At 59.1% G+C, this 25,415-nt stretch carries 21 protein-coding genes; 9 read left to right on the forward strand and 12 right to left on the reverse strand.

Annotated features, from left to right (window positions below):
- The 7 genes from F8N12_RS22010 to F8N12_RS22040 form a co-directional block, all read left to right on the forward strand.
- On the forward strand, positions 1-268 hold a 268-nt coding region (locus tag F8N12_RS22010; RefSeq protein ID WP_191623206.1), incomplete at its 5' end, for an alpha/beta hydrolase.
- A 56-nt stretch (positions 269-324) separates the two neighbouring features.
- Positions 325-1,257 carry a sigma 54-interacting transcriptional regulator gene (locus tag F8N12_RS22015; protein WP_150582271.1) on the forward strand — a complete coding sequence of 311 codons (933 nt, stop codon included), beginning with the start codon at positions 325-327 and terminating at the stop codon, positions 1,255-1,257.
- A 297-nt stretch (positions 1,258-1,554) separates the two neighbouring features.
- Entirely contained in the window at positions 1,555-2,337 is a 783-nt protein-coding gene (locus tag F8N12_RS22020; RefSeq protein WP_150582272.1) for a MetQ/NlpA family ABC transporter substrate-binding protein, read from the forward strand.
- Positions 2,338-2,723: 386 nt separating this feature from the next.
- On the forward strand, positions 2,724-3,857 hold the full coding sequence (locus F8N12_RS22025) for an RHS repeat-associated core domain-containing protein (RefSeq protein ID WP_150582273.1): 1,134 nt from the start codon (positions 2,724-2,726) through the stop codon (positions 3,855-3,857).
- Between the two features lie 219 nt (positions 3,858-4,076).
- The gene (locus F8N12_RS22030; RefSeq protein WP_150582274.1) at positions 4,077-5,180 is read left to right on the forward strand and encodes an efflux RND transporter periplasmic adaptor subunit; all 1,104 of its coding nucleotides are present in this window, start codon (positions 4,077-4,079) and stop codon (positions 5,178-5,180) included.
- Entirely contained in the window at positions 5,177-6,244 is a 1,068-nt protein-coding gene (locus F8N12_RS22035) for an efflux RND transporter periplasmic adaptor subunit (protein ID WP_150582275.1), read from the forward strand. The genes F8N12_RS22030 and F8N12_RS22035 overlap by 4 nt, the downstream gene beginning before the upstream one ends.
- The gene (locus tag F8N12_RS22040; protein ID WP_150582276.1) at positions 6,241-9,291 is read left to right on the forward strand and encodes an efflux RND transporter permease subunit; all 3,051 of its coding nucleotides are present in this window, start codon (positions 6,241-6,243) and stop codon (positions 9,289-9,291) included. Before F8N12_RS22035 ends, F8N12_RS22040 begins: the two co-directional genes overlap by 4 nt.
- A gap of 137 nt (positions 9,292-9,428) precedes the next feature.
- Here F8N12_RS22040 and F8N12_RS22045 read toward each other — a convergent pair whose 3' ends face one another.
- The 12 genes from F8N12_RS22045 to F8N12_RS22100 all read right to left on the reverse strand — a co-directional run bounded on the left by F8N12_RS22045 (position 9,429) and on the right by F8N12_RS22100 (position 21,920).
- Positions 9,429-10,055 carry a class I SAM-dependent methyltransferase gene (locus F8N12_RS22045; RefSeq protein ID WP_150582277.1) on the reverse strand — a complete coding sequence of 209 codons (627 nt, stop codon included), beginning with the start codon at positions 10,053-10,055 and terminating at the stop codon, positions 9,429-9,431.
- A 194-nt stretch (positions 10,056-10,249) separates the two neighbouring features.
- The gene (locus F8N12_RS22050; RefSeq protein ID WP_150582278.1) at positions 10,250-10,894 is read right to left on the reverse strand and encodes a methionine ABC transporter permease; all 645 of its coding nucleotides are present in this window, start codon (positions 10,892-10,894) and stop codon (positions 10,250-10,252) included.
- Positions 10,884-12,005, reverse strand: coding sequence for a methionine ABC transporter ATP-binding protein (locus tag F8N12_RS22055; protein WP_150582279.1), 1,122 nt, complete (start codon positions 12,003-12,005; stop codon positions 10,884-10,886). The genes F8N12_RS22050 and F8N12_RS22055 overlap by 11 nt, the downstream gene beginning before the upstream one ends.
- 2 nt (positions 12,006-12,007) lie before the next feature.
- Positions 12,008-12,817 (reverse strand): MetQ/NlpA family ABC transporter substrate-binding protein, encoded by an 810-nt coding sequence (locus F8N12_RS22060; RefSeq protein WP_150582305.1) that lies wholly within the window; start codon positions 12,815-12,817, stop codon positions 12,008-12,010.
- Between the two features lie 380 nt (positions 12,818-13,197).
- Positions 13,198-14,556 carry an LLM class flavin-dependent oxidoreductase gene (locus F8N12_RS22065; protein ID WP_150582280.1) on the reverse strand — a complete coding sequence of 453 codons (1,359 nt, stop codon included), beginning with the start codon at positions 14,554-14,556 and terminating at the stop codon, positions 13,198-13,200.
- Positions 14,556-15,749, reverse strand: a complete 1,194-nt coding sequence (locus F8N12_RS22070) for an SfnB family sulfur acquisition oxidoreductase (protein ID WP_150582281.1) — start codon at positions 15,747-15,749, stop codon at positions 14,556-14,558. The genes F8N12_RS22065 and F8N12_RS22070 overlap by 1 nt, the downstream gene beginning before the upstream one ends.
- A 38-nt stretch (positions 15,750-15,787) precedes the next feature.
- Positions 15,788-17,029 (reverse strand): SfnB family sulfur acquisition oxidoreductase, encoded by a 1,242-nt coding sequence (locus tag F8N12_RS22075; protein ID WP_150582306.1) that lies wholly within the window; start codon positions 17,027-17,029, stop codon positions 15,788-15,790.
- A 218-nt stretch (positions 17,030-17,247) separates the two neighbouring features.
- Positions 17,248-18,012 (reverse strand): hypothetical protein, encoded by a 765-nt coding sequence (locus F8N12_RS22080; RefSeq protein WP_150582282.1) that lies wholly within the window; start codon positions 18,010-18,012, stop codon positions 17,248-17,250.
- Between the two features lie 475 nt (positions 18,013-18,487).
- Positions 18,488-19,243 carry an L-cystine ABC transporter ATP-binding protein TcyN gene (gene tcyN / locus F8N12_RS22085; RefSeq protein ID WP_150582283.1) on the reverse strand — a complete coding sequence of 252 codons (756 nt, stop codon included), beginning with the start codon at positions 19,241-19,243 and terminating at the stop codon, positions 18,488-18,490.
- 4 nt (positions 19,244-19,247) lie between these two features.
- Positions 19,248-19,913 carry a cystine ABC transporter permease gene (gene tcyL / locus F8N12_RS22090; RefSeq protein WP_150582284.1) on the reverse strand — a complete coding sequence of 222 codons (666 nt, stop codon included), beginning with the start codon at positions 19,911-19,913 and terminating at the stop codon, positions 19,248-19,250.
- Positions 19,913-20,707 carry a cystine ABC transporter substrate-binding protein gene (tcyJ, locus tag F8N12_RS22095; RefSeq protein ID WP_150582285.1) on the reverse strand — a complete coding sequence of 265 codons (795 nt, stop codon included), beginning with the start codon at positions 20,705-20,707 and terminating at the stop codon, positions 19,913-19,915. The genes tcyL and tcyJ overlap by 1 nt, the downstream gene beginning before the upstream one ends.
- 220 nt (positions 20,708-20,927) lie before the next feature.
- Positions 20,928-21,920, reverse strand: a complete 993-nt coding sequence (locus F8N12_RS22100; protein ID WP_150582286.1) for a D-cysteine desulfhydrase — start codon at positions 21,918-21,920, stop codon at positions 20,928-20,930.
- A 189-nt stretch (positions 21,921-22,109) separates the two neighbouring features.
- Between F8N12_RS22100 and epsC the strand changes: the two genes are divergently transcribed.
- The gene (epsC, locus tag F8N12_RS22105) at positions 22,110-23,036 is read left to right on the forward strand and encodes a serine O-acetyltransferase EpsC (RefSeq protein WP_150582287.1); all 927 of its coding nucleotides are present in this window, start codon (positions 22,110-22,112) and stop codon (positions 23,034-23,036) included.
- 422 nt (positions 23,037-23,458) lie between these two features.
- Positions 23,459-25,414: a choline transporter BetT gene (gene betT / locus F8N12_RS22110; RefSeq protein WP_191623207.1), complete on the forward strand. Its 1,956-nt coding sequence runs from the start codon at positions 23,459-23,461 to the stop codon at positions 25,412-25,414.
- Position 25,415 lies beyond the last annotated feature (1 nt).

The raw sequence follows: 25,415 nt of genomic DNA on the forward strand, positions 1-25,415 counted from the left end.
GGCCTGCGCCCCGGCCTTGCGCAACTTCGCGCCAATTCCGGGCGATCTTCTGCCTTTCCCCAGTCAGGTGGTCAGCTCCGACAACGACAGTGCGGTCAGTGCTCCACGTGCGCTTGAGCTGGCACGCAACTGGGGCGCCGAAGTGGGGATTCTCGCGGGCTCGGGACACATCAATGTGAAGTCCGGGCATCAGCGATGGGAGCAAGGTTTCGCGTATCTCTATCGCCTGCAAAACCGCATGGAACAACACGCCCTGCGTCGCGCCTGAGCCCCATTTATTACCAGACGCCCCCGTTTGCACACGGCTTAGGGCGGGAGACTGTCATGAGTTTTGAAGCCTTCGGTCAGCCACTGTTGACCTTTCCCGATGCAGAAAAAAGCCCGCTGAGCATTCGCGCCAAAGCACTGGTATTTGTCGATCCGCGCTCGCGGCAATTGCGTCAGGAGCTCGAGCAACTGGCGCCGCGCTCTATCTCGGTGATAATCCGCGGCGAAACCGGCACCGGTAAAGAGTTGCTGGCGCGCCATGTTCATCGTGAGAGTGAGCGCAGCGGGCTTTTCGTTCCAGTCAATTGCGGCGCGATCAGCCCGACGTATGCCGATGCTGAATTGTTCGGCTACGCGGCTGGCAGTTACAGCGGATCGGCCAGTAGTCGCGCCGGCTGGTTTGGTTCAGCCAACGGCGGCACGTTGTACCTGGATGAGATCGGTGATTTACCGTTGCCGATTCAGATCAAATTGCTCGCAGCACTGGAGAATCACGAAGTCACCCGCGTCGGCGCTCATCAACCGAGCCCGGTGGACGTGCGTCTGGTCGCAGCCACCAGCATCGATCTGGCGCAAGCAGTGGCTGCCGGGAAATTTCATGAGCGCCTTTATCACTACCTTAGCGAAGGCCAGCTTGAATTGCCGGCATTGCGCGAGCGTGTCGGCGACATCTTGTCGCTGTCCGAATATTTTCTCGGCATCTACAGCCAACGCCTCGCTCTGCCAATGCCGATAATCAGCGATGCAGCGCAGCAAGTGCTGGAACGGCACAGCTGGCCGGGCAATACCCGAGAGCTGGAAAACGTGATTCATTTTGCGTTGCTGGTGAGTACCGGGGACGAGATCCTGCCGACGCATTTGAATTTGCCTGAGCCTCAGGCCTCGCGGCTGCAAATGGAACAGCAGGTTGCCCAAGTAATCAAAAATGGCACGCCAACCGAGCGATCCGAGTTGAAACGTCTGCTGGAAAAACTGACGTTAGATCTGTAGCAGCTGCCGAAGGCTGCGTTCGAGTGCGAAGCGCTCGTCACCTGAACACTGCGGTTTGCGTAGAACCCTGATGTCTTTTATTGCGACTGTAGCGCACTCGAACGCAGCCTTCGGCAGCTGCTATAACAGCAGCGCTCGTTGTATGAATAAAATGGAATATGAAAGTGAATAAAAGATATTGTTCCGGAATAAAAAATACCGGTATTGTCCGCGTCATGCCAGCGATAGCACTTCACTGGCACTCGTACTAAACAAGCCGTCGTCAATGACGACCGTGATTTTCGATAAGGACACTGCATGAAAAAAGTTCTGTTGTTCACCGCATTGGCGGCTGCCTTGACCGCAGGTCTGGCGAATGCCGGCGAGAAACTGGTAGTGGCGGCGACCCCGGTTCCGCATGCCGAGATTCTCGAGCTGATCAAACCAGCCCTCGCCAAAGAAGGCGTGGACCTGGAAATCAAAGTTTTCACTGACTACGTGCAGCCGAACGTGCAGGTTGATCAGAAACGTCTGGACGCCAACTACTTCCAGACCCTGCCGTACCTGAAAAGCTTCAACGAAGGCAAGGGCACCAACCTGGTAACCGTGATCGGCGTCCACGTGGAGCCTTTCGGCGGCTACTCGAAGAAGGTCAAGTCCCTGGCTGAACTGAAAGACGGCGCGACCATCGCCATTCCGAATGAAGGCAGCAACAGCGGCCGTGCCCTGATCCTGCTGCAGAAGGCTGGTCTGATCGAACTGAAAGACCCCAAAAACGCCTTGGCCACCCCGAAAGACATCGCCAAAAACCCGCACAACTTCAAGTTCAAGGAATTGGAATCGGCCATGCTCCCGCGTGTGCTGGATCAGGTCGACCTGGACATGATCAACACCAACTACGCGCTGGAAGCCGGCCTGAACCCGGCCAAAGACGCGCTGGTCATCGAAGGCGCTGATTCGCCTTACGTGAACTTCCTGGTGGCGCGTCCGGACAACAAGGACAGCGCTGCGATTCAAAAGCTGGCCAAAGCATTGACCAGCCCTGAAGTGAAAGCTTTCATCGAGAAGAAGTACAGCGGCGCGGTATTGCCGGCGTTCTGATTCGCGATGTGACGCTCCAACGGATGAAACGCCGACGGCTAGCGATAGCGTCGGCGTTTTGTTTGAAGGTTCAGGCCATCTTGTCTTGCAACGCCCTGCGCAACGCCACCAACCACTTCACAATATCCTGCGGATCCAGCCGTGGAGGCACTTTTACGTCAGTCATTTTCCCTTCCTCGTGAGGATTTGACCGGGTAAGTCTGGCCACTTAATGCGCATTCCAGGAGGGGGCGGAGGAAAAAAAGAGTCTTCCTACGCGCGAAGGAAAAATAGTCGTCCTCCTCTGCCCCAACCATTGCGTCAGCTGGTTTGCTGGATATACCTGGCAGACCTGATAGGTGTCTCGACTCCGATGCCGGTGCAAACTCTGAGCTTTGGAGGTAATCATGAGTACATCAACCAAGGTCCTGTGTCGTTACCGTTATAACGCCCTTGATCTGCTCACCGCCATCCAGCGCGATGGCCAGCTAACGCAGAGGTTGTACGCTGGCGATTATCTGGTGACTGCATATCGAGGAAAGGATGACAGCCAAAGCGTATTTCAGCAGGGCAACCACTTGCTGGCGCTGCAATCGCACAAAGGCGATAACGTCAAAAGCCAGCTATTGACCACCGATCAGCAGCGTTCCGTTTTGCGTCTTACCGACTCCGAGGGAACGGTGCGACAGGTTTACACGGCTTATGGGCATCGGCAGGTCGAAGGCGGCCCCGCTAGTCTCCCAGGATTCAATGGCGAAGCGTTTGATCAGGTCACCGGCCATTACTTGCTGGGCAACGGCCACCGTGCATTCAACCCGGTGCTGATGCGCTTCAATAGCCCTGATGGCCTGAGTCCGTTTGGCCGAGGTGGATTGAACTCATACGCATATTGTCTGGGTGATCCGGTGAACTTCAGGGATCCCACCGGGCGATTTGCCGAGATCGCCAGGCTTATCACAAGTGCCTTTAGTACTGTGAATGCCCGTATAGTCATGGGGCCGGCAATTCCTTACAAAGTGGCCAAGTCTGCCTTGCAGTGGGGAGCGGCAGGGCAATTGCCTCTCAAGATGACGGCGGGCGCTGCGGGCTCGGTCGTTGCGGGTGTCTCGACGATGCTCGCGGCGATCACTGGCGTAGGCAGCGCGGTCGCGACCATCAACAAAGATACGGAGGCAGCTGCAGGGTTGGCATTCATCGCGCTTGGGTTGGGCTTGGTTACGCTTGCGGGCCGGTTCGGCTCCCGATGGGCGGCCGGCGACCCCAAGACAATTCCCACTTTGAAAAGTTTTAGCGAAAACCGTGGGCAGCTAGTGACGAGCAGTCCGACGCGTGCAGCTCCACCTACACCTTCTGCACCGCTACAAACTCCGGAAGCCTTTCCTGCTTCAGCACCGCCCCCAACGCCTCCTGTCACTTCCGACGGCGGCCGAGGGATCGAGCGTACATTTCGTGAAATTTATAGCCCTGCTGGGCTAACGCCTCATCATTCTTCTTTACAACCCACACTCTCGGCCAACCGAATCCGGCGGACCACTTTATAATCCTGTTAATGCCAGGCTGGCTCGTCCAACAGCCGTTGGCCACCAGGCCTGCCTGGCCCCGCTTTTTTCGAGCACGATGCAAGCGCATTTCGGGTCCTCCTGCACCGCTCAAATCTCCTCCCCAGAGAGAGTGAAGCAAACCTGTGCGTCTGTTGAACCCTGTTCTAAGCTCACAGTCGTATCGTCACTGGCACGTCCGTACAACGCAAAGGAGTCTGCATGGCTGGTCCCCGTATGAAAACAGTGGTTGGCCTGAGTCTGCTGACGTTGCTTACCGCGTGTGGCGACAAACCGCAGGTCGAAAAGGACCGTCCACGGGTGTTCGTGCAAGCCGTCAAATCAACTGATTATGCCGCGTCCGTGACCCTCACCGGCGATGTCCAGGCGCGGGTCCAGACTGAGCTGTCATTTCGCGTGGGTGGCAAGATCATTCAGCGAATGGTCGATGTGGGTGATCGTGTGACCGCCAGACAGGTGCTGGCAAAACTTGATCCCAAGGACCTGCAGACTAACGTCAACTCGGCGCAAGCACAGGTTGCCGCCGAACAGGCGCGGGTCAAGCAGACCGCCGCTGCTTTTGTCCGCCAGGAAAAACTCCTGCCCAAGGGCTACACCAGCAAAAGCGAATACGACTCCGCTCAGGCCGCGTTGCGCAGCAGTCAAAGTGCGCTCGCGGCGGCCCAGGCGCAACTGGCCAACGCCCGCGATCAGCTGAGCTACACCGCGCTGATTGCCGACGCGCCGGGCGTGATCACGGCGCGTCAGGCTGAGGTTGGCCAAGTGGTGCAGGCCACGGTGCCGATTTTCAGTCTGGCCCGGGACGGTGAGCGCGACGCTGTGTTCAACGTCTACGAATCGCTGTTGAGCGAAGCCCCTTCTGACAAGACGGTGGAGGTCAGCCTGCTGGACAACCCCTCGATCAAAACCACCGGCACCGTTCGGGAAATCACCCCGGCGGTGTCGGCCCAGACCGGCACAGTGCAAGTCAAAGTCACCCTCGATCATCTGCCGCAAGGCATGCAACTCGGTTCGGTGGTCAGCGCCACGGCCAAGACACCGGGTAAATCGGCGGTTCAACTGCCATGGTCGGCGCTGACCAAAAATCTCAGCGATCCGGCCGTGTGGCTGGTGGATGCCGAAGGCAAGGCGCAGTTGCACACCGTCACCGTCGGCCGTTATCTCACTGGCCACGTAGTCATCAGTGAAGGCCTCAAGGGCGGCGAGAAAGTTGTGATCGCCGGCGGCCAGTTGCTGCATCCGGGCGTAAAAGTGGAAATCGCCGAAAACACCTACAAGGATCTTGTCGAAGGAGACCAGCCATGAAGCGTCTGTGGCTGGCGGTCGCCGCTGTCATGCTCGCGGCCTGCTCGAAAGAGGAAGCGCCGCCGGAGCCGGTGCGCCCGGTATTGTCGATCAAGGTTGAGGCGTTGAACGAAGAGACCCTTGGCCGTTTCGCCGGCAGCATCCAGGCGCGTTATGAAAGCAACCTGGGCTTTCGTGTGCCGGGGCGCATCGCCAGTCGTAACGTCGACGTTGGCGCTGAAGTCGAGAAGGGCGCCTTGCTCGCGACCCTCGACCCCACCGATCAGCAGAACCAGTTGCGTTCGGCCCAGGGTGATCTTGCCCGCATCCAGGCACAGCTGATCAATGCCCAGGCCAATGCCCGACGTCAGCAGGAATTGTTCAATCGCGGCGTCGGCGCGCAGGCGCAACTGGATATCGCCCAAACGGATCTGAAAACCACTCAGGCGTCGCTTGATCAAGCGAAAGCGGCCGTTGACCAGGCCAAAGACCAGCTCGATTACGTCCAATTGCGCACCGATCATAAAGCCATCGTCACCGCGTGGAGTGCCGAAGCCGGGCAAGTGGTCACGGCCGGCCAGCAGGTCGTGACCCTGGCGCAACCGGACATCAAGGAAGCGGTGATCGACCTGCCCGACACTCTGGTTGAGCAGTTGCCCACCGACGTGGTCTTCCAGGTGGCTGCGCAACTTGACCCGAGTATCACCACGACGGCCATCGTTCGCGAAATTGAACCCCAGGCACAAAGCGCCACCCGTACCCGACGCGCGCGCCTGACACTGACCGATACGCCGCCCGGTTTTCGTCTGGGCACGGCGATCAGCGTCACGCTTAGCTCGACGATCGAACCGCGGATCGAACTACCGATCAGCGTCTTGCAGGAGGTCGAGGGCAAGACGCGCATCTGGGTGGTCGATCCGCAAACGCAAACCGTTTCTCCCCGGGACGTCAGCCTTGTCAGTCGCACTGACAGCAGCGTGATCCTGACCAACAGCGTGAAGGCCGGCGAGCGCATTGTCAGTGCGGGCGTGAACAGCCTCAAACCTGGCCAGAAAGTGAAAATCGACGAGGAAAGCCCGCAATGAAAGGGAGTTTCAATTTATCCGAGTGGGCCCTCAAGCATCAGTCGTTTGTCTGGTATTTGATGTTCGTTGCACTGCTGATGGGCGTGTTTTCGTACATGAACCTCGGTCGCGAGGAAGACCCGTCCTTCACCATCAAAACCATGGTGATCCAGACCCGCTGGCCCGGTGCGACCCAGGAAGAAACCCTCAAGCAGGTGACTGACCGCATCGAGAAAAAACTCGAGGAGCTCGATTCCCTCGACTACGTCAAGAGCTACACCCGCCCGGGCGAATCGACGGTGTTCGTGTACCTGCGCGACACTACCAGCGCCAAGGACATCCCGGACATCTGGTATCAGGTACGCAAGAAGATCAACGACATTCGCGGTGACTTCCCGCAAGGCCTGCAAGGGCCGGGATTCAACGATGAATTCGGTGATGTGTTCGGCTCGGTCTACGCCTTCACCGCCGATGGTTTGTCGATGCGTCAGTTGCGCGATTACGTCGAGCAGGTGCGCGCCGAGATCCGCGAAGTGCCGGGGCTCGGCAAGGTCGAAATGGTCGGCGAACAGGATGAAGTTCTCTACCTGAATTTCTCCACGCGCAAACTGGCCGCGCTGGGTATTGATCAGGGCCAGGTGGTGCAGAGCCTGCAATCGCAAAACGCCGTGACCCCGGCGGGCGTGATCGAGGCCGGTCCGGAGCGAATTTCCGTACGCACCACCGGCCAGTTCAAATCCGAGAAAGACCTGGCCAACGTCAACCTGCGGCTCAACGACCGCTTCTATCGCCTCGCTGACATCGCCGAAATCAGTCGCGGTTACGTCGACCCGTCGACCCCGGAATTTCGTTTCAATGGCCAGCCCGGCATAGGCCTGGCGATTGCGATGAAGAAGGGCGGCAACATTCAGGAGTTTGGCAAGGCACTGCACCAGCGCATGGATGAACTGACCGCCGACTTGCCCGTCGGCGTCGGCGTGCACAAAGTGTCGGACCAGGCTGAAGTGGTCGAAGAAGCCGTCGGCGGTTTCACCAGCGCGTTGTTCGAAGCGGTGGTGATTGTGCTGATTGTCAGCTTCATCAGCCTCGGCGTGCGTGCCGGGCTGGTGGTGGCGTGCTCGATTCCGCTGGTGCTGGCGATGGTGTTTGTGTTCATGGAATACAGCGGCATCACCATGCAGCGAATTTCCCTCGGTGCTCTGATCATCGCCCTCGGCCTGTTGGTGGACGACGCGATGATCACTGTCGAGATGATGGTCACGCGCCTGGAAATGGGCGAGACCAAAGAGCAAGCGGCGACGTTTGCCTACACCTCGACCGCGTTCCCTATGCTCACCGGTACGCTGGTGACGGTGGCCGGTTTCGTGCCGATTGGTCTCAACGCCAGTTCGGCCGGCGAATACACCTTCACGCTGTTCGCGGTGATTGCCGTCGCAATGCTGGTGTCGTGGGTTGTCGCGGTGCTGTTCGCACCGGTAATCGGCGTGCACATTCTCAGCGCCAAGGTAAAGCCGCACAACGAAGAGCCTGGCCGCATCGGCCGCGCCTTCAACGGCGGCATGCTCTGGGCTATGCGTAATCGCTGGTGGGCGATCGGCATCACCATTGCGTTGTTCGCCGCATCGGTGTTCTCCATGCAGTTCGTGCAGAACCAGTTCTTCCCGTCTTCCGATCGCCCGGAAATTCTGGTCGATCTGAACCTGCCGCAAAACGCCTCGATCGCCGAAACCCGCAAGGCTGTCGACAAGCTGGAAGAATCGCTCAAGGGTGACCCGGATATTGTGCGCTGGAGCACTTACATCGGCGAAGGGGCGATCCGTTTCTACCTGCCGCTCGATCAGCAATTGCAGAACCCGTACTACGCGCAACTGGTCATCGTCAGCAAAGGCCTGGAATCGCGAGCGGCCCTGAGCGCGCGCCTGAACGAACGGTTGCGTAAAGAGTTCGTCGGTATCGGCAGCTACGTGCAAGCGCTGGAAATGGGCCCGCCCGTGGGGCGGCCGATTCAGTATCGGGTCAGCGGCAAGGACATCGATCAGGTGCGCAAACACGCGATCGAGCTGGCCACCGAACTGGACAAGAACTCGCACATCGGCGAGATCATCTACGACTGGAACGAGCCCGGCAAAGTCCTGCGCATCGACATCGCACAGGACCGGGCGCGGCAATTGGGGCTGTCATCGGAAGACGTGGCCAACCTGATGAACAGCATTGTGGTCGGCGCCCCGGTGACTCAGGTCAACGACGATATCTACCTGATCAATGTGGTCGGGCGGGCGGTCGACGCAGAACGTGGCACGCCGGAAACCTTGCAAAACCTGCAGATTGTCACGCCGAGTGGCACCTCGATTCCACTGCTGGCGTTCGCCACTGTGCGCTATGAACTCGAGCAACCGCTGGTGTGGCGCCGCGACCGCAAGCCGACCATCACCATCAAAGCGGCAGTGCGCGACGAGATTCAACCGACCGATCTGGTCAAGCAACTGAAGCCTGCTATCGACAAGTTCGCGGAAGGTTTGCCAGTCGGTTACAAAGTCGCCACCGGTGGTACGGTCGAGGAAAGCGGCAAGGCCCAAGGGCCGATCGCCAAGGTCGTGCCGTTGATGCTGTTTCTGATGGCGACCTTCCTGATGATCCAGTTGCACAGCGTGCAGAAGATGTTCCTGGTGGCCAGCGTCGCGCCGCTTGGCTTGATCGGCGTAGTGTTGGCGCTGATTCCGACCGGGACGCCGATGGGCTTCGTGGCCATTCTGGGGATTCTCGCATTGATCGGCATCATCATCCGCAACTCGGTGATTCTGGTGACGCAGATCGATGCCTACGAGAAAGACGGCTACGCACCGTGGGACGCCGTGCTGCAAGCCACCGAACATCGCCGTCGACCGATCCTGCTGACTGCGGCCGCCGCGAGCCTGGGGATGATTCCGATCGCCCGGGAAGTGTTCTGGGGGCCGATGGCCTACGCGATGATTGGCGGGATTATTATCGCTACATTGCTGACGCTGCTTTTTTTGCCGGCGCTGTATGTGGCCTGGTACAAGATTCGCGAGCCGCAGAAAGCGGCGTAATAAGCGAGCGCATATCGCGGGCAAGCCACGCTCCCACAGTTGTTAAGTCGACGTCGGAGTTTGTGAACGACGTAAACCCTGTGGGGGCGTGGCTTGCCCGCGAAGGCGTCAGCTCAAGCGATGGAAGTCCAAAGGCTTCACACCTTACGCCAGACACTGGCCAACCAAGGCTGCTGCGCCAGTGGCAGCCCCGCTGGCCGGTAGTAGTGCTCCAGTTCGACGAAACCTGCTTCAGTCAACAATGCCTGCCATGCCTGCAGGTCGTGATACGCGCCGTAGCGTGGCCCATTCCAGCCCTCCTGATTGTCGCCACGTGGATTGGAGCTGAATAACACACCGTCCGGTTTCAACGTTGCGCGCAGCTCCTTCAACACCCGCGGCAATTCCTGACGCGGGATATGAAACAGCACCGCATTGGCAAAAACCCCGTCGAAACGTTCGGCAGGTAAATCCAGCTTCAGAAAATCCTGCTGCCAGACCTCGCATCCGCTGTCTTCACGGGCCATCTGCGCAAACTTCTCCGAGCCATCCAGCCCTACAGCGGTGTGGCCCAGGCGCGTGAAGGTTTGCAGATCCCGCCCGGGCCCGCAGCCAAAGTCGAGGATGTCGAACGGTGCCGCCCCGTGAATATGCCGTATCAGCGCATCAATGTTTTGACTGACGTCGTGATCGCGCGTCCCATCGCGAAAACCCTCGGCTACCGAGTTGTAATGGCCGAGGGTGGTAGCGGTGATCTGCTGGAGGTCGTCGGGGGTCTGTTTCATGGGATGGCTGCGTCAGGAATTGAGGTTTGCCGAATATACGCTTTCAAGGCCTACGCTGCTGCGCAGCCAATCGCGAGCAGGCTCGCTCCCACAGTTGATTTCCAGCGCACACTGGATTTGTGCGCGACGATCCCCTGTGGGAGCGAGCCTGCTCGCGATGGCGGTGTCCCTGACGGCGATGATCAAAGCCTGACTCAGCGCTTGTTCAGCCCCCGAGCCAACCGATCCCCGCCCAACTGAATCACTGCGACCAACACCACCAGCAACACAATCACCGTCAACATGATTTGACTGTCAAAGCGCTGATACCCGTACCGATAGGCGATGTCCCCAAGCCCACCGGCACCAATCGCCCCGGCCATCGCCGACGAGTTGATCATGGTCACCAAGGTGATCGTGAAAGCACCGACAATCCCAGGTAGCGCCTCAGGCAACAGCACGTGCCATACGATGTGCCAACGTCGGCAGCCCATCGACTGCGCCGCTTCGATCAAGCCATGATCCACTTCGCGCAAACTGACTTCGGCAATCCGCGCAAAAAACGGCGTGGCGGCGATGGTCAGCGGTACGACAGCAGCCCACACGCCGTAGGTGGTGCCGACGATCAGCCGGGTGAACGGAATCAACGCCACCATCAGAATCAAGAACGGAATCGAGCGAAACAGGTTCACAAATGCGCCCAATGCGCGGTTCAGCGCGGGTGCTTCGTAGATCCCGCCCTTGGTGCTGGTGACCAGGATCACCGCCAGCGGAATACCCGCCAGCAGCGCAATCAGCGACGACACGCCGACCATCAAAAAGGTATCGATGAATCCCTGCAGCAAGCGATCAAACCACATAACCCAACACCTCTACTTGTTGCGCCCAATGGCTGGCGCGCTGACGCAATGCTTCGACACTCAGGGATGACGCCGTCACCGCTAACAACAATTGGCCGAGCGCGTGCCCCTGAATCCTTTCGACGCCGCCGTGCAGCAAGCGCACACGCCCATCCAGTGCGGCGAACAATGCGGCGAGATCCGGTTCGTCGGTGGCGCTGCCGGTGAAGCGCAGGCGCAGCACCAGGGCGGCTTCGGATGACACGGGCTGGGCCTGCAAACGGCTTTGCAGCTCCTCGGGCAAGCCATGTTGCAGCGGCGCGAGCAAGGTTTTGCTGACCTCATGCTGCGGGTTGCCGAAGACTTCCCAGACCGCCCCTTGCTCGACGATGCGCCCATGTTCCAGGACCACCACCCGGTCACAGATGTCGCGGATGACCGCCATCTCATGGGTGATCAGTACGATGGTCAAACCCAGGCGCTGATTGATTTCGCGCAGCAGGTCGAGAATCGATTGCGTGGTCTCCGGATCGAGCGCGGAAGTGGCTTCGTCGCACAGCAGAATCTCCGGGTCATGCACCAGCGCACGTGCGATGCCGACACGCTGCTTCTGACCACCGGAGAGTTGCGCAGGATAGGCGTTGTGTTTGTCCTGCAGGCCCACCAGTTCCAGCAACGCGCGCACCCTTTGCGCGCGTTGTTCTTTCGGGACGCCTGCGACTTTCAGCGGCAGTTCGACGTTCTCCCACACCGTCTTGGCGGACATCAGATTGAAGTGCTGGAAAATCATGCCGATCCTTCGACGCAGCTTGACCAGAGTGTCTTCATCGAACTCGCCGATGTCCACCTGATCAATCAGCACCCGTCCGGTGCTTGGTTGTTCGAGGCGGTTGATGGTGCGGATCAGCGACGATTTGCCGGCGCCGCTGCGGCCGATGATGCCGAATATCTCACCGTGCTGGATGGCCAGATCAATGCCGTGGAGTGCGGCGATCGGCCCTTGCTGGCTGTTATAGGTTTTGCCCAGGCCGATGAAACGCACGTGCGCACGATTGAAGTCGGGGTGCAGTTCGGTCTGTTCAGCTTTTGGTGACTCTGGAATTTCCAGTCGCCGTTGGATCGCGGCCGTCATGCTCAGCTTTCCCAACCGGCTTGATAGAGCTTGCCGTGAGCTTTATCCAGGGCGGCGCGAACGGCGGGCGAATGCTGATAGATGTCGACGAACTTGATCAGGCGCGGGTCGGTTTTGCTGTTCGGCTGGATGACGAACTGGATCACGTATTCCTTATGATCAAGACCATCGAACAGCAGTGCCGAGCCGGCATCGAAGGTCTTCGACAGACGGATGTAGGCGGGGTAGCCCTGGACCAGATCGGCGTCGTCGTACGCGCGCACCAGTTGTACGGCTTCCACCTGGAGAATTTTGATCTTCTTCGGGTTGGCGATGATGTCTTCTTCGGTGGCCTTGTAGCCCACTCCGGGTTTAAGCGTGATCAGGCCGGCTTTGGCCAGCAGTTGCAGGCCGCGACCGCTGTTGATCGGGTCGTTGGCGATGGCGACGCTGGCGCCGTCCGGCAATGCGTCGAAGCTTTTGTATTTTTTCGAATAGAGCCCGACGTTGTTGATGATGCCGGGAGCGAACGGCACCAGATCAAAACCGGCGGCGGCTTTGGCGTTCTCCAGGAACGGGATGTGCTGGAAGTAATTCACGTCGATGTCGCCGGAGGCGAGGCTGACGTTGGGGGCGATCCAGTCGCTGAATTCCACGAGCTCGACCTTCAGTCCTTGTTTGCTGGCTTCTTCGACGGCGGCCTCCAGCGGAATGGCGAAAGCGGCGGTAGTGCCGACCTTAAGCGGCGTGTCGGCGGCGAAGGTGAGGGAGCTGAAGAGGCCGAAGGCCAGGGCCAGTGCTTTGACTGGGTGAGAGAGGTAGGTCTTTTTCATCATGAGTTTTCCAGTCAATAGTTGAATGTGTTGCACACCTCTGTGGCGAGGGGGCTTGCCCCCGTTGGGTCGCGAAGCGGCCCCCAAACCATCCAATGAGGTGCATCGGTTAATACAGTCATGTGGTGCACACCTCTGTGGCGAGGGGGCTTGCCCCCGTCGGGTCGCGAAGCGGCCCCCAAACCATCCAATGAGGTGCATCGGGTAAAACAGTCATGTGTTGCACACCTCTGTGGCGAGGGGGCTTGCCCCCGTTGGGTCGCGAAGCGGCCCCAAACCATCCAATGAGGTGCATCGGTAAAGCGGTCCGCAGGTTTTGCGACCGCTGCGCAGTCGGACGGGGCGATGCGGCGTCACGGCGGCCCCCCTCGCCACAGGGATTAGTGTCGGTAGTGAGATCCGGTATGTTGCTCAGGCAGATGCGCCTCACCGTGAAACAGCTTTTCCCGCAAGCTGCCGTTGTCGTAGGCGGTCTTGTATGACCCGCGCCGCTGCAGTTCCGGAATCACCAGTTCAATGAAATCCACATAGCTTTCCGGCGTGACAATCCGGGTCAGGTTGAAGCCATCCAGGCCGGTTTCAGCCATCCACGATTCGAGTTCGTCGGCCACTTGTTCCGGTGAACCGACCACCGTGATGTAACGGCCGCCGAGGGCGTGTTGCTCGAGCAGTTTGCGGCGGGTCCAGTCGTTGTTTTGCAGGTGTTTGGTTGCTGACTGGATCGCGTTGCTCTTCACGTACTGGATCGGTTCGTCAATGGCGTACTCGGAAAAATCGATCCCCGTCGATGCCGAGAAATGCGCAACGCCGGCTTCGGCACTGGCGTAGCTCAGGTATTGCGCGCGTTTCTCCCAGGCCAGGGCTTCAGTGGCGCCGACAATCACGTTCAGGCCCATGAACACTTTGATATCCTCGGGATTGCGTCCGGCCTCGACCGCACTTGCGCGCACCTTGTCCACCTGAACCCGGGTCGATGGTTTGTTCTGGCCGCTGATGAACACACATTCCGCATGGCGCCCGGCGAACTGCAAACCGCGCTCCGAACTGCCCGCCTGAAACAGCACCGGGGTGCGCTGCGGCGACGGCTCGCAGAGGTGATAACCCTCAACCTGATAGAACTCGCCCTTGTGCTCGACCTTGTGCACCTTCTCCGGCTGGGCGTAGATTCGCTGCTGCGGATCGTTCAGCACGGCATCGTTTTCCCAGCTGCCTTCCCAGAGTTTGTAGAGCACTTCGAGATACTCGTCGGCCTGGTCGTAACGGCGGTCGTGTTCGACCTGGCCGTTCAGCCCCATGGCCTTGGCGGCACTGTCGAGGTAGCCGGTGACAATGTTCCAGCCGACCCGGCCACGGCTCAGATGATCGAGCGTCGAGAGGCGTCGCGCGAACAGATAGGGCGGTTCGTAGGTGAGGTTGGCGGTGAGACCGAAACCGAGGTTTTTCGTGACCGCCGCCATGGCTGAAACCAGCAACAATGGATCGTTGACCGGCAACTGGATTGATTCCTTCAGCGGCACGTCTACCGAGTTCTGGTAGACGTCGTAAACGCCGACGATGTCGGCAATGAACAGGCCGTCAAAAAGGCCGCGCTCCAGCAGTTGCGCCAGTTCAGTCCAGTATTCGATGGTTTTGTATTGCGTCGAGGTGTCCCGTGGATGCGTCCACAGGCCATGATTGATGTGCCCGATGCAGTTCATGTTGAATGCGTTGAGGAGGATTTTCTTCTTCACGTCGGCCATCAGATAGTCCCCCGCAGCGGCGGGTTTTCATCGTTGAGGTAGTAGTTGCCGACAGCGTGATATTTCCAGCGCACCGGGTCATGCAGCGTGTGCACCCGGGCATTGCGCCAGTGCCGATCCAGCCCGTGTTCAGCCAGCGTGGCCTGACTGCCGGCCAGCTCGAACAGCGTGCTGCCGGCGGCGAGGGAAATCTCGGTGCTGATTGCGCGCGCTTCGGCGACGGCAATCGATGCGGCGGCGACCGTCTCGGCGTTGGTGTCGGCCTGGGCCTTGTCGAGAAATTCACCAGAGCGTTCCAGCAGTGCTTCAGCCGCATGCAGGCGAATGCTCAAATGACCAAAACCCTTCAACGTCAGCGGATCATTGACGGCTTGTTCGTGAGTGGCATCGATCCAGGGGCGGGTTTTGCTGCGCACGAAATGCAGTGCGTCTTCGTACGCGGCGCGGGCGATGCCGGTGTCGATGGCCGCGTGAAGAATTTGCGCCAGCGGGCCGACCGGGGTCGGACGTTCGAAGGCGCTTTGGAAAGGGACCACGTCTTGTGCCGCGATGTACACGTCTTCGAACACCACAGAACCGCTGCCGGTGGTGCGCTGGCCGAAACCGCTCCAATCGTCGATGACGGTCAGGCCTTGACTGTCGCGGGGCACGAACGCCAATTGCTGAACACCCTGTTCGTCCACCACTGAAGTCGGAATGCGTTGAGCGTAGATCGCGCCCGTGGCGTAAAACTTGCGCCCGTTGATGCGATAACCTTCGCCGTCACGGCTCAGGCGGGTGACGCGATCGTGGGCGGTTTTGGTGCCGAGTTCAGCCAGCGCGTTGCCGAAGCGCTGCCCGGCCAGGACCTCGGCGTAGAGGCGTTTTTTCTGCTCGGTGCTGCCGTTCACGCGCAATACTTCCAGGGCGTAAAAATGGTTCTGCGGAATCTGCCCAAGCGAACCGTCGGCCTGGGCAATCAGGGCGATCACCTTGGCCAGCGTGACGTTGGAAACGCCGGCACCACCGTATTCCTTCGGCACGCTGATGCCCCACAGGCCGGAGCGCGAGAATACTTCCAGCTCCGGATAAGGCAAACGGCGCTCGCGGTCGCGCAGGGCGCTGTCGCGTCTGAAATCGTCGGCCAGATCGCTGGCGACGATCATTGCTTGCTCATCGCTGGTAACGAACGCGACGGAGTGAGAAAGAGTCATGTGTTTCTCCAGAGCTCTGGTAAAAAGTGTTCTGGTCGTTAGATCCAGGAATGCCGACGGGGCAACGTGCCGTTCAGGTGGTAGCTGCCAACCGCGTGATATTTCCAGCGCACCGGGTCGTGCAGCGTGTGCACCCGGGCGTTGCGCCAATGGCGGTCGAGGTTGAATTCGGCGAGGGTGGCGCGGCTGCCGGCCAGCTCGAAAAGCTTTTCGCTGGCCTGCAGAGAGACCTCGGTGGTGAGCACTTTGGCTTCCGCCACCGCAATCGAGGCGCGCGCGGCGGATTCGGCGCTGATCGGTGCGGCATTGACCTGGTCGAGGACATGTCCGGCTTTGCGCAGCAGCGCTTCAGCCGCGTGCAATTCAATTTTCAGCTTGCCGATGTCGGCGATCACATAGAGGTCATCACTGGCGCGATCGACCTTGGCGTCGATCCATGGCCGTGCCAGGGTCTTTACGAAGTGAATGGCGTCATCGATGGCGCCACGGGCGATGCCGGCGTCAATGGCTGCCTGGATCAGCTGCGACACGGCGCCTTGAATATTGGGCGTGTCGTTGATCTTCCAGTTGTCCACGACCAGCTCGGGGTCGACCCGCACGTTGTTCAGCAAAAGGGTTCCGCTGGCGGTGGTTCGCTGGCCGAAACCGGACCAGTCATCGACGATACGCAGGCCAGGCGTGCCACGGCGAACGAAGGCCAGGACTTGCTTGCCATCGTCGTTCAGCGCCTTCACAGCGACCCAGTGCGCGAACAGTGCTCCGGTGGAGTAGAACTTCTGCCCGCTGATGACCACGTCATCACCGTCAGTGGTGATTCGGGCTTTGAGTTCGAGGGTATTTTTGGTGCCGCGCTCCGGCCCGGCGTTGCCGATGCGCCAACCGTCGAGGACGCTCTTGAACAGCTGTTTCTTCTGCGCTTCGGTGGCGCAGCCCAATACCAGGTTGAGCAGCCCGAACTGGTTCTGCGGGATCTGCCCCAATGCCGGGTCCGCCGCGGAAATGATCGCGAACACCTCGGCCAGGGTGACGAACGAAACCTGCGGGCCGCCGTACTCGCGCGGTACCGTGATACTGCCCAGACCACTGCCGGTGAACTGTTCGATTTCCGACCACGGCAGCTTGCGCTGACGGTCACGTCTGGACGCCTGCAAGCGGGCAACGTGCGCCAGTTCCCGGGCGGCCTTGATGGCTTGTGCGTCATTGCGCAGGATTTGCGCGGGCAACAACAGGGGGGCGACATCCCGTTCACTTTGGATGACGGCGTCTGCCAGACTGGACATCATTGCCGCTCCCTGGCTGCACGCAATGCCCTGGCGATCTGCAATGGGGTGATTGTCTTCCGGACCATACCTACCTCACATCTCATGGGATCGCCGCGATTGTTGCGGCGACGAATAAACACGAATGTCCGGTGGTCCGGTGCATATACCGTAAGCGTGTATAAAAAATTAATAAACTAACTTTTAGGAATATGGATAGAAGAGGGGTCTCGGCACGTTCACCGATCGCGCGGTTCTGCAGCCATGAGCAGTTCCGTTGGCCGAACCTTGAGGTAAGGGTTGGCACAGCCAGTTTTCAGCGTGCGTGCCGGTGCCCAGCGGGAATTGTTCCCCACCCGGTCGAGGATGCAATAGGTTACTTCGAGGCGCAGGTCTTCGCCTGCCTCAAGGATGATCGCGGGCGGCACCCAGACTTGTATGGGCTGGCCCACCTCACCGGCGGTGAGCTTGGGCAAGTCCATGCGCACGTCGCCCCAGCGCAAGGTGATCTCGTCGTCGACGGCCATGTTCAGGTAGGGCTCGATGGTCAGGGGTACGCCACGCTTGATCTGGTTGGGATTGACGCCTTTGCGGCGAATGGTCTCGGGGATATGCACGGGCGCCAGACTCTGGTTTTCGTCGCCGTATATAGTTGTGGCCTGGCCACCGGGGCAATCGAGTTTGACCTCGACCCGCGTGGTCGGCGACTGCGCGGCTCCCTGGCCGACCTGCATCAGCCGGTAATGAATCCGTGAAGCGCCATTGGTGATGAAGCTTTCCGGTACCCGCAGTGCGATGGTGTTGCCGATCTCAACTGCTTCGATCACTTTTGAGGCTACGTAGCAGTCATCCCAGAACAATTCGATCAGGTCGCCTGCATCCATGCCGGCGTAAGGCGGCACATCAATCAGCAGGAACGCCGCTGAGTTGATGTTGATACCGCTTTTATGCGATTGCGCCACGATCGGTGCCGAAAGTACGGTAGTGTTCGAATTGTTTTTCATGGTGTCTGTCCTTGAAGTCTTGCGGCGAAGTCCGTTTCTGAAGATCAGTAAGAACTGCAACGTAACGAACGGTTTGTAACTCTTTAAATAACGGCTGAGTACTGCGAGTGGCATGTGAAGTTGAATAGATAGAAGGTCGGCTTATTAGTTGTCAATGGTTGGATTAAGTTGCGCAGGATATCCGGTGTTAATCAGAAAATTCCTACATGCTGCGGTTAAATCGCCCCATCGTTCTGGCGAACATGCCCGCAAAACGCGGGCTATGCGTGCTTATGAGGCAATGCGCTCTTCGGCTTGGGGGCTATGGACCAGTCTGATTTTATACGAGCAAAACTGTCGCAGGACATATATATGTACCGCGCGAGTCTACAGAGTCAGTTCGTTGTGTTTGAGCGAAGTGTATTGCAAAGAAGGGATTATTGAAGAGAAAACAACAGACGCTTCCATCCGTGGAAGTTAATGCCCGGGAATGAACTCAGTAATGAGATTTGTCCAGAAACTTACTGAGGAATTGCTGGGTCCGTTCTTGTTGCGGATTGGCAAACAACTCCTTCGCCTCACCCTGTTCAACAATCACGCCCTTATCAAAAAACACCACCCGATTGGCCACGTCACGTGCAAAACCCATTTCGTGGGTGACGATGACCATGGTGCGTCGTTCCTCGGCCAGACTGCGAATGGTCGCCAGCACCTCGCCCACCAGCTCCGGATCAAGCGCGGAAGTCGGTTCATCGAACAGGATCACTTCAGGCTCCATCGCCAGCGCCCGGGCAATCGCCACGCGCTGTTGCTGACCACCTGAAAGGCGTCGCGGGTAGGCATCTTCCTTGCCCGCCAGACCCACCCGGGCCAAGAGCTTTTTGCCGAGGGCAATGGCGTCCGCAGGGGCCATTTTTTTCACCACGATCGGGCCTTCGATGACGTTTTCCAGCGCGGTGCGGTGAGGGAACAGATTGAAGTTCTGGAAGACGAAACCCACATGCTGGCGCAGGCGCCGCACCAGGGTTTGCTGCTGGTTCAGCGGACGGCTGCCATCGATCTCGATGTCGCCGACCTTGATCCGGCCGCTGGTAGGCTCCTCAAGAAAATTCAGACAGCGCAGGAAGGTGGTTTTGCCCGAACCGCTAGGGCCAATGATTGCGACCACCTCGCCTTCCTTTACCTCCAGATCGATGCCGTTGAGCACGACTTGACCCTTGAACTGCTTTGTCAGTTTTTCCACGACAATCATTGGGTCAGGACTCCTGATCGTGCCGGTTGACCCGCTCTTCCAACTTGTTCTGCAGGTGCGAGAGCACCGTAGCCAGAATCCAGTAGATCAGCGCGGCGGCAAGGTACATGGTGAAAATTTCGAAAGTGCGAGCGGTGATCAGTTGCGCCTGACGGAACAGTTCCGGCACCTGGATAGTGGCGGCCAGCGCCGTGTCCTTGACCAGCGAAATAAAGCTGTTGCCCAACGGCGGCAGTGCCGTGCGCATCGCTTGCGGCAGAATCGCCCGGCGCAAGGTTTGTGCTCGGGTCATGCCGATGCTGGCCGCTGCTTCCCACTGGCCACGCTCGATGGAGCTGATCGCGGCCCGCAGGATTTCGCAGGCGTAGGCTGCCATGTTCAGCGAGAAGCCAATCAGGGCGGCGGGCAATGGATCAAGTTCCATGCCCAGTTGCGGCAAGCCGTAATAGATCACGAACAGTTGCACCAGCAACGGCGTGCCGCGGAAGAACGACACGTAGATGCGCGCAATCCAGCTCACCAGTTTGAAGCGCGACAGGCGCATCAACGCCAGGCCGAAACCCATCAACAGCCCGAAGAACATACCGCCCAGGCTGAGGACCACTGTGTAATACGCGCCCTTCAAAAGGAAGGGCGCGGAGTCCAGTGCGAGTTGGAAAGCCTCTTCCATTATTGAGTGACGTCAGCGCTGAAGTATTTTTCCGAAAGCTTCTTCAACGTCCCGTCGGCACGCAGCTTCTCGATTGCCTTGTTCACTTCCGCCAGCAACTCAGGCTCGCCTTTGCGCAGTGTCACACCGGCTTCCTGACGGGAGAACGCTTCGCCGGCAGCGGTGGTGTCCTTGGCCTTCTTGGCATATTCCAGTGCAGCGAGACGATCGATCAGGATGGCGTCGATGCGACCAACGCGAAGGTCCTGGAACTTGGTCGGATCATCTTCATAGGTACGGACGTCAGCGGTCGGCACGTTGGCTTTGACCCACTGCTCGTAGTTGGTGCCCAGGCCCACACCGACTTTCTTGCCAGCCAGATCGGCGGAAGTCTTGATCGTGTCTTTGTTCTTGGTCAGAACCAGCGCCTGAATCCCGGAGACGGTGTAGGGCTCGGAGAAGTCATACTTCTTCTTGCGCTCTTCGGAGATGGTCACCTGGTTGATCACCGCGTCCAGACGTTTGGATTCCAGCGCCGCGAGGATGCCGTCCCATTTGGTTGGTTGCAGTTTGACCTTCACACCCAGTTCTTTGGCCAGCGCCTCGGAGAACTCGACCTCGAAGCCGGACAGCTTGCCGTCGGCATCGACGAAGCTGAACGGTGGGTAGGTACCTTCCAGGCCAACGCTGATCACGCCAGCATCTTTGATTTTCTGCAGCTGCTCACCGGCAACCGCTTGCCCAAGCAGGCCTGCGCTGAGTGCCAGACCCAGCGAACCCACCAGCAGATTTCGACGTAGTGCGGAAAAATTCATGACAAGCCCCTGTGTTTTCTTATGAAGACGCTTTTAGGAAAGTTGGCAAAAACGGGATTTGGACGACTGCGATATCCTGCCCTAAAAGCAGCGTATGCGTCTCGCTGCAAATTCGCCTGCGGCGCGACTATAAGGTGTTTGCCGTTAGATTCTAAAATAATGAATATCTTGTTTGTTATTCTCTAATCGAATATTTAATTCCCATGGCACAGCCTATTGCCTACAGAAAGTTTTTATAGGCAAACAACGCCGGCGCCCCACCGGTGTGCAGGAAGATGATCGGGCCGTCATCAAAGCGTCCGCGTCCGATGCCGTCGAGCATCCCGGCCATGGCTTTGCCGGTGTACACCGGGTCCAGCAAAAGACCTTCCTGCGTCGCCAGCAGTTTGACCGCCGCGAGGGTTCCGGCGTTCGGCTCGCCATAGCGCGGGGCGAAATACTCGTCCCACAGTTCGACTTTGAAGTTGGCCGGCAGGCTCACGCCGAGTAATTGCGCGGTGCGTTCCGCCAGCCCCTGAACCTTCGGCCGCTGGTCTTCGTCGTTTCGGGAAACGGTGATACCAATGACCGGCAACTCCGGCAGCGCTTCATTCAAGGCCAGGGCAAGTCCGCTGTGAGTGCCGGCGCTACCGGAGGCGAGCACCACGGCGGCAAATGTCAGGCCGGTGTCTTTGATCTGCTCGGCCAATTCCAGTCCGGCTCGCACGTAACCCAGCGCGCCCAGCGCATTGGAGCCACCGATCGGCACCAGATAGGGCTTCTTGCCGTTATTGCGCAGGCGCGCGGCCAATGCTTCCAGTTGCTCATCGGCGTTATCGAGGTTTTCCACCAATTCGACCTTGGCATCGAACAGATCCAGCAACAGGCGATTGCCGTTGCTGACGTAGTTGACGTCATCGGTACCCAACGGATTTTCCAGCAGCGCCACACAAGCAAGGCCGAGCCGGGCAGCCAAAGCGGCGGTCTGGCGAACGTGGTTGGATTGCAACGCGCCGGCGGTGATCAGCGTGTCTGCACCTTGTGCCAGCGCATCGGCGGCCAGGTATTCGAGTTTGCGCAGCTTGTTGCCACCCATGGCCAGCGGCGTCAGATCATCGCGTTTGATGTACACATCACGGCCCAGCCACGTTGACAAACGTTCGAGTTTTTCCAGTGCAGTGGGATGAGAAAGCAGATCGAGGCGGTCGAAACGGGCGAGCTGTTGTTTGATCATGGGTCCGTACTGGCGGGGAAAGATGAAAGGACTATAGGCACGGCAATCCGTCGGAGCAACTGTGCTGCCTTTATAGCCAAAAGTACTGAGCACAGCACAATCGGTTCTTAATTCGCGTTCCGGCGCTTGCCGTAAAGTAACGCCGTCAGCGCGGTCAGACAGTCCGGCCGCCCGAGAGGAGTTTCCACCGTGAGCGAACGTTCCAGCCATTGGCAATTGCAGACCATCGTCAGCCAGCTGCGCACGGCGCGCGATCAGTGGCGCGCGCAGAACGGTCGGGTCAGCGGCGAGCAGGGTGGTCGCGAGTTGCCGTCGCGGGCGGCGATGGCGGACATCCTTGAAGCCCTTTGCGGAGCGCTGTTCCCGATGCGATTAGGGCCGGTGGATTTGCGCGAAGAAAGTGAAGATTTTTACGTAGGACATACGCTGGACGTCGCCTTGAACGCATTGCTCGCCCAGGCGCGACTCGAGTTGCGTTACGCCGCCCGACACAGCGCCGAGGCGGACACCGAAGTCGAGGCCAGAACGATCCAGATCATTCAGAATTTCGCCCTGGCCTTGCCGGGGTTGCGTAGTTTGCTGGACACCGATGTGCTGGCGGCCTATCACGGCGACCCGGCGGCACGCAGCGTGGATGAAGTGTTGCTGTGCTATCCAGGGATTCTGGCGGTGATTCATCACCGGCTGGCGCACCATCTGTATCGCGCCGGGTTGCCGCTGCTGGCGCGGATCAGCGCCGAAATCGCCCACTCGGCGACCGGCATCGACATTCACCCCGGCGCGCAGATCGGCCGCAGTTTCTTCATCGATCACGGCACGGGCGTGGTCATCGGCGAAACGGCGATCATCGGTGAGCGAGTGCGGATTTATCAGGCCGTGACGCTGGGCGCCAAGCGCTTTCCGGCGGATGAAGACGGGCAATTGCAGAAGGGTCATCCGCGGCATCCGATTGTCGAGGATGATGTGGTGATCTACGCTGGCGCGACGATTCTCGGGCGTATCACGATTGGCAAAGGTTCGACCATTGGCGGCAACGTCTGGCTCACGCGCAGTGTGCCGGCGGGCTGCAACCTGACCCAGGCGAATCTGCAGCATGATGATGGGACGCAGAAGTAAGGCCTCGGTCTCGTAGGAACCGGATAGAACCGGATGGAACCGGATGGAACCGGATGGAACTGGTAGGAGCTGTCGAGTGAAACGAGGCTGCGATCTTTTGACCTTCATACAACACGCAAGATCAAAAGATCGCAGCCTCGTTTCACTCGACAGCTCCTACAGATCTGAACGAATCCCGCAAATCCCGCGTCATACCCTTCCTTGAGCTAGCGTAGTAAAGCTACCGCCGAGCCCTGGCATTAGTCCTTAGCCCCCTATCCATGTTTAAATTGAACGCTCATTCAAGTTAAACCATTGGTTTGCTGCCCGTTCACAACAGGAGGCTTGCCCTTGCCGAGTCCGTTACCGATTGCCCTGTTTCATCCCCTCGAGGTGCCTGTTTCATGAGTACTTCGTCTCTCCCGCCGAGCGGTCAGGTCCGCATGAATCCGCCGGTGTTCTATTTTGCGGCGACCTTCATTCTGCTGTTCGGCATTGTTGTTATCGCCATGCCTGAACAAGCCGGCGCCTGGTTACTGGAAGCGCAGAACTGGGCGGCCAACACGGTCGGCTGGTATTACATGCTCGCGATGACGCTTTATCTGGTCTTCGTGGTGGTCACCGCCTTGTCCGGCTACGGCAAGATCAAGCTCGGTGCCGACCACGACGAACCCGAATTCAGCTATCTGTCCTGGGCCGGCATGCTGTTCGCCGCCGGGATCAGCATCACGCTGTTCTTCTTTTGCGTGTCCGAGCCACTGACGCACCTGTCGCAACCGCCGCAAGGTGAAGCCGGCACTGCGGATGCAGCGCGCCAGGCGATGCAGATCCTGTTTCTGCACTGGGGCCTGCACGGTTGGGGCGTCTTCGCGTTTGTCGGCATGGCGCTGGCGTATTTCGCTTATCGTCACAACCTCCCGCTGGCCCTGCGTTCGGCGCTGTATCCGCTGATCGGCAAGCGCATCAACGGCCCGATCGGTTACGCAGTGGACGGCTTCGGCATCATCGCCACGGTGTTCGGCCTCGGCGCGGACATGGGTTTTGGCGTGTTGCACCTCAATTCCGGTCTCGATTACCTGTTTGGCATCGCTCACACCCAGTGGATTCAGGTCGGCCTGATCACGTTGATGATGGGCGCGGCAATTATCGTCGCGGTCTCCGGCGTCGATAAAGGCGTGCGGGTGATGTCCGACATCAACATGCTGCTGGCCTGTGCGCTTCTGCTGTTCGTGCTGTTCGCCGGCCCCACGCAGCACTTGCTCAACACCCTTATCCAGAACATCGGCGACTACCTCGGCGCTTTGCCGATGAAGAGTTTCGACCTTTACGCCTACGATAAACCGAGCGACTGGCTGGGTGGTTGGACCGTGTTCTACTGGGCCTGGTGGATCGCATGGTCGCCATTCGTGGGCCTGTTCATCGCGCGGATTTCCCGCGGCCGCACCATCCGCGAATTTGTCTTCGGCGTGTTGTTGATCCCGCTCGGCTTCACCTTGGCGTGGATGTCGATCTTCGGTAACAGCGCCATCGACCAGGTGCTCAACCACGGCATGAGCGCGCTGGGCATGTCGGCCATCGACAACCCGTCAATGACGCTCTACCTGTTACTGGAAACCTACCCGTGGAGCAAAACCGTGATTGCGGTCACGGTGTTCATCAGCTTCGTGTTCTTCGTCACCTCGGCCGACTCCGGCACCGTGGTGTTGTCGACGCTGTCAGCCAAGGGCGGTAATCCGGATGAAGACGGGCCTAAATGGCTGCGGGTGTTCTGGGGCGCGATGACCGCACTGGTGACCAGCGCACTGCTGTTTTCCGGCAGTATCGATGCGCTGAAGTCTGCCGTGGTCCTGACGTCGCTGCCGTTCTCGATGATCTTGCTGTTGATGATGTGGGGGCTGCACAAGGCGTTCTACCTGGAGTCGCAAAAGCAGATCGCCCAGATGCATTCCCTGGCGCCGGTCTCCGGATCACGTCGCGGCGGCTGGCGTCAGCGTTTGAGTCAGGCGGTGCATTTCCCATCGAGGGATGAGGTTTACCGCTTCCTTGAAACGACGGTGCGCCCGGCGATTGAAGAGGTCACGGCGGTGTTCGTCGAGAAGGGTCTGAACGTGGTCGCGCAGCCTGATCCGGCGAACGACAGCGTCAGCCTGGAAATCGGTCACGGCGAGCAGCATCCGTTCATCTACCAAGTGCAGATGCGCGGCTACTTCACGCCGTCCTTCGCCCGCGGCGGCATGGGTTCCAAGCAGCTCAACAACCGCCGTTATTACCGCGCCGAAGTGCATTTGAGCGAGGGCAGCCAGGACTACGATCTGGTGGGATATACCAAGGAGCAGGTGATCAACGACATCCTCGATCAGTACGAGCGGCACATGCAGTTCCTGCATTTGGTGCGTTGAC

It is taken from the genome of Pseudomonas fluorescens, assembly GCF_902497625.1.
In the GTDB taxonomy this organism is placed as follows: Bacteria; Pseudomonadota; Gammaproteobacteria; order Pseudomonadales; family Pseudomonadaceae; genus Aquipseudomonas; species Aquipseudomonas fluorescens_BQ.

Excerpts from the sequence above, each read along its gene's own strand:
- betT (WP_191623207.1), top strand. The coding sequence starts at position 23,459 with ATGAATCCGCCGGTGTTCTATTTTGCGGCGACCTTCATTCTGCTGTTC.
- F8N12_RS22070 (WP_150582281.1), bottom strand. The coding sequence starts at position 15,749 with ATGACTCTTTCTCACTCCGTCGCGTTCGTTACCAGCGATGAGCAAGCA.
- F8N12_RS22040 (WP_150582276.1), top strand. The coding sequence starts at position 6,241 with ATGAAAGGGAGTTTCAATTTATCCGAGTGGGCCCTCAAGCATCAGTCG.
- tcyN (WP_150582283.1), bottom strand. The coding sequence starts at position 19,243 with ATGATTGTCGTGGAAAAACTGACAAAGCAGTTCAAGGGTCAAGTCGTG.
- F8N12_RS22050 (WP_150582278.1), bottom strand. The coding sequence starts at position 10,894 with ATGTGGTTTGATCGCTTGCTGCAGGGATTCATCGATACCTTTTTGATG.
- tcyL (WP_150582284.1), bottom strand. The coding sequence starts at position 19,913 with ATGGAAGAGGCTTTCCAACTCGCACTGGACTCCGCGCCCTTCCTTTTG.
- F8N12_RS22055 (WP_150582279.1), bottom strand. The coding sequence starts at position 12,005 with ATGACGGCCGCGATCCAACGGCGACTGGAAATTCCAGAGTCACCAAAA.
- F8N12_RS22025 (WP_150582273.1), top strand. The coding sequence starts at position 2,724 with ATGAGTACATCAACCAAGGTCCTGTGTCGTTACCGTTATAACGCCCTT.
- F8N12_RS22100 (WP_150582286.1), bottom strand. The coding sequence starts at position 21,920 with ATGATCAAACAACAGCTCGCCCGTTTCGACCGCCTCGATCTGCTTTCT.
- F8N12_RS22065 (WP_150582280.1), bottom strand. The coding sequence starts at position 14,556 with ATGGCCGACGTGAAGAAGAAAATCCTCCTCAACGCATTCAACATGAAC.
- F8N12_RS22060 (WP_150582305.1), bottom strand. The coding sequence starts at position 12,817 with ATGAAAAAGACCTACCTCTCTCACCCAGTCAAAGCACTGGCCCTGGCC.
- F8N12_RS22075 (WP_150582306.1), bottom strand. The coding sequence starts at position 17,029 with ATGTCCAGTCTGGCAGACGCCGTCATCCAAAGTGAACGGGATGTCGCC.
- F8N12_RS22020 (WP_150582272.1), top strand. The coding sequence starts at position 1,555 with ATGAAAAAAGTTCTGTTGTTCACCGCATTGGCGGCTGCCTTGACCGCA.
- F8N12_RS22015 (WP_150582271.1), top strand. The coding sequence starts at position 325 with ATGAGTTTTGAAGCCTTCGGTCAGCCACTGTTGACCTTTCCCGATGCA.
- F8N12_RS22030 (WP_150582274.1), top strand. The coding sequence starts at position 4,077 with ATGGCTGGTCCCCGTATGAAAACAGTGGTTGGCCTGAGTCTGCTGACG.
- F8N12_RS22080 (WP_150582282.1), bottom strand. The coding sequence starts at position 18,012 with ATGAAAAACAATTCGAACACTACCGTACTTTCGGCACCGATCGTGGCG.
- F8N12_RS22045 (WP_150582277.1), bottom strand. The coding sequence starts at position 10,055 with ATGAAACAGACCCCCGACGACCTCCAGCAGATCACCGCTACCACCCTC.
- tcyJ (WP_150582285.1), bottom strand. The coding sequence starts at position 20,707 with ATGAATTTTTCCGCACTACGTCGAAATCTGCTGGTGGGTTCGCTGGGT.
- F8N12_RS22035 (WP_150582275.1), top strand. The coding sequence starts at position 5,177 with ATGAAGCGTCTGTGGCTGGCGGTCGCCGCTGTCATGCTCGCGGCCTGC.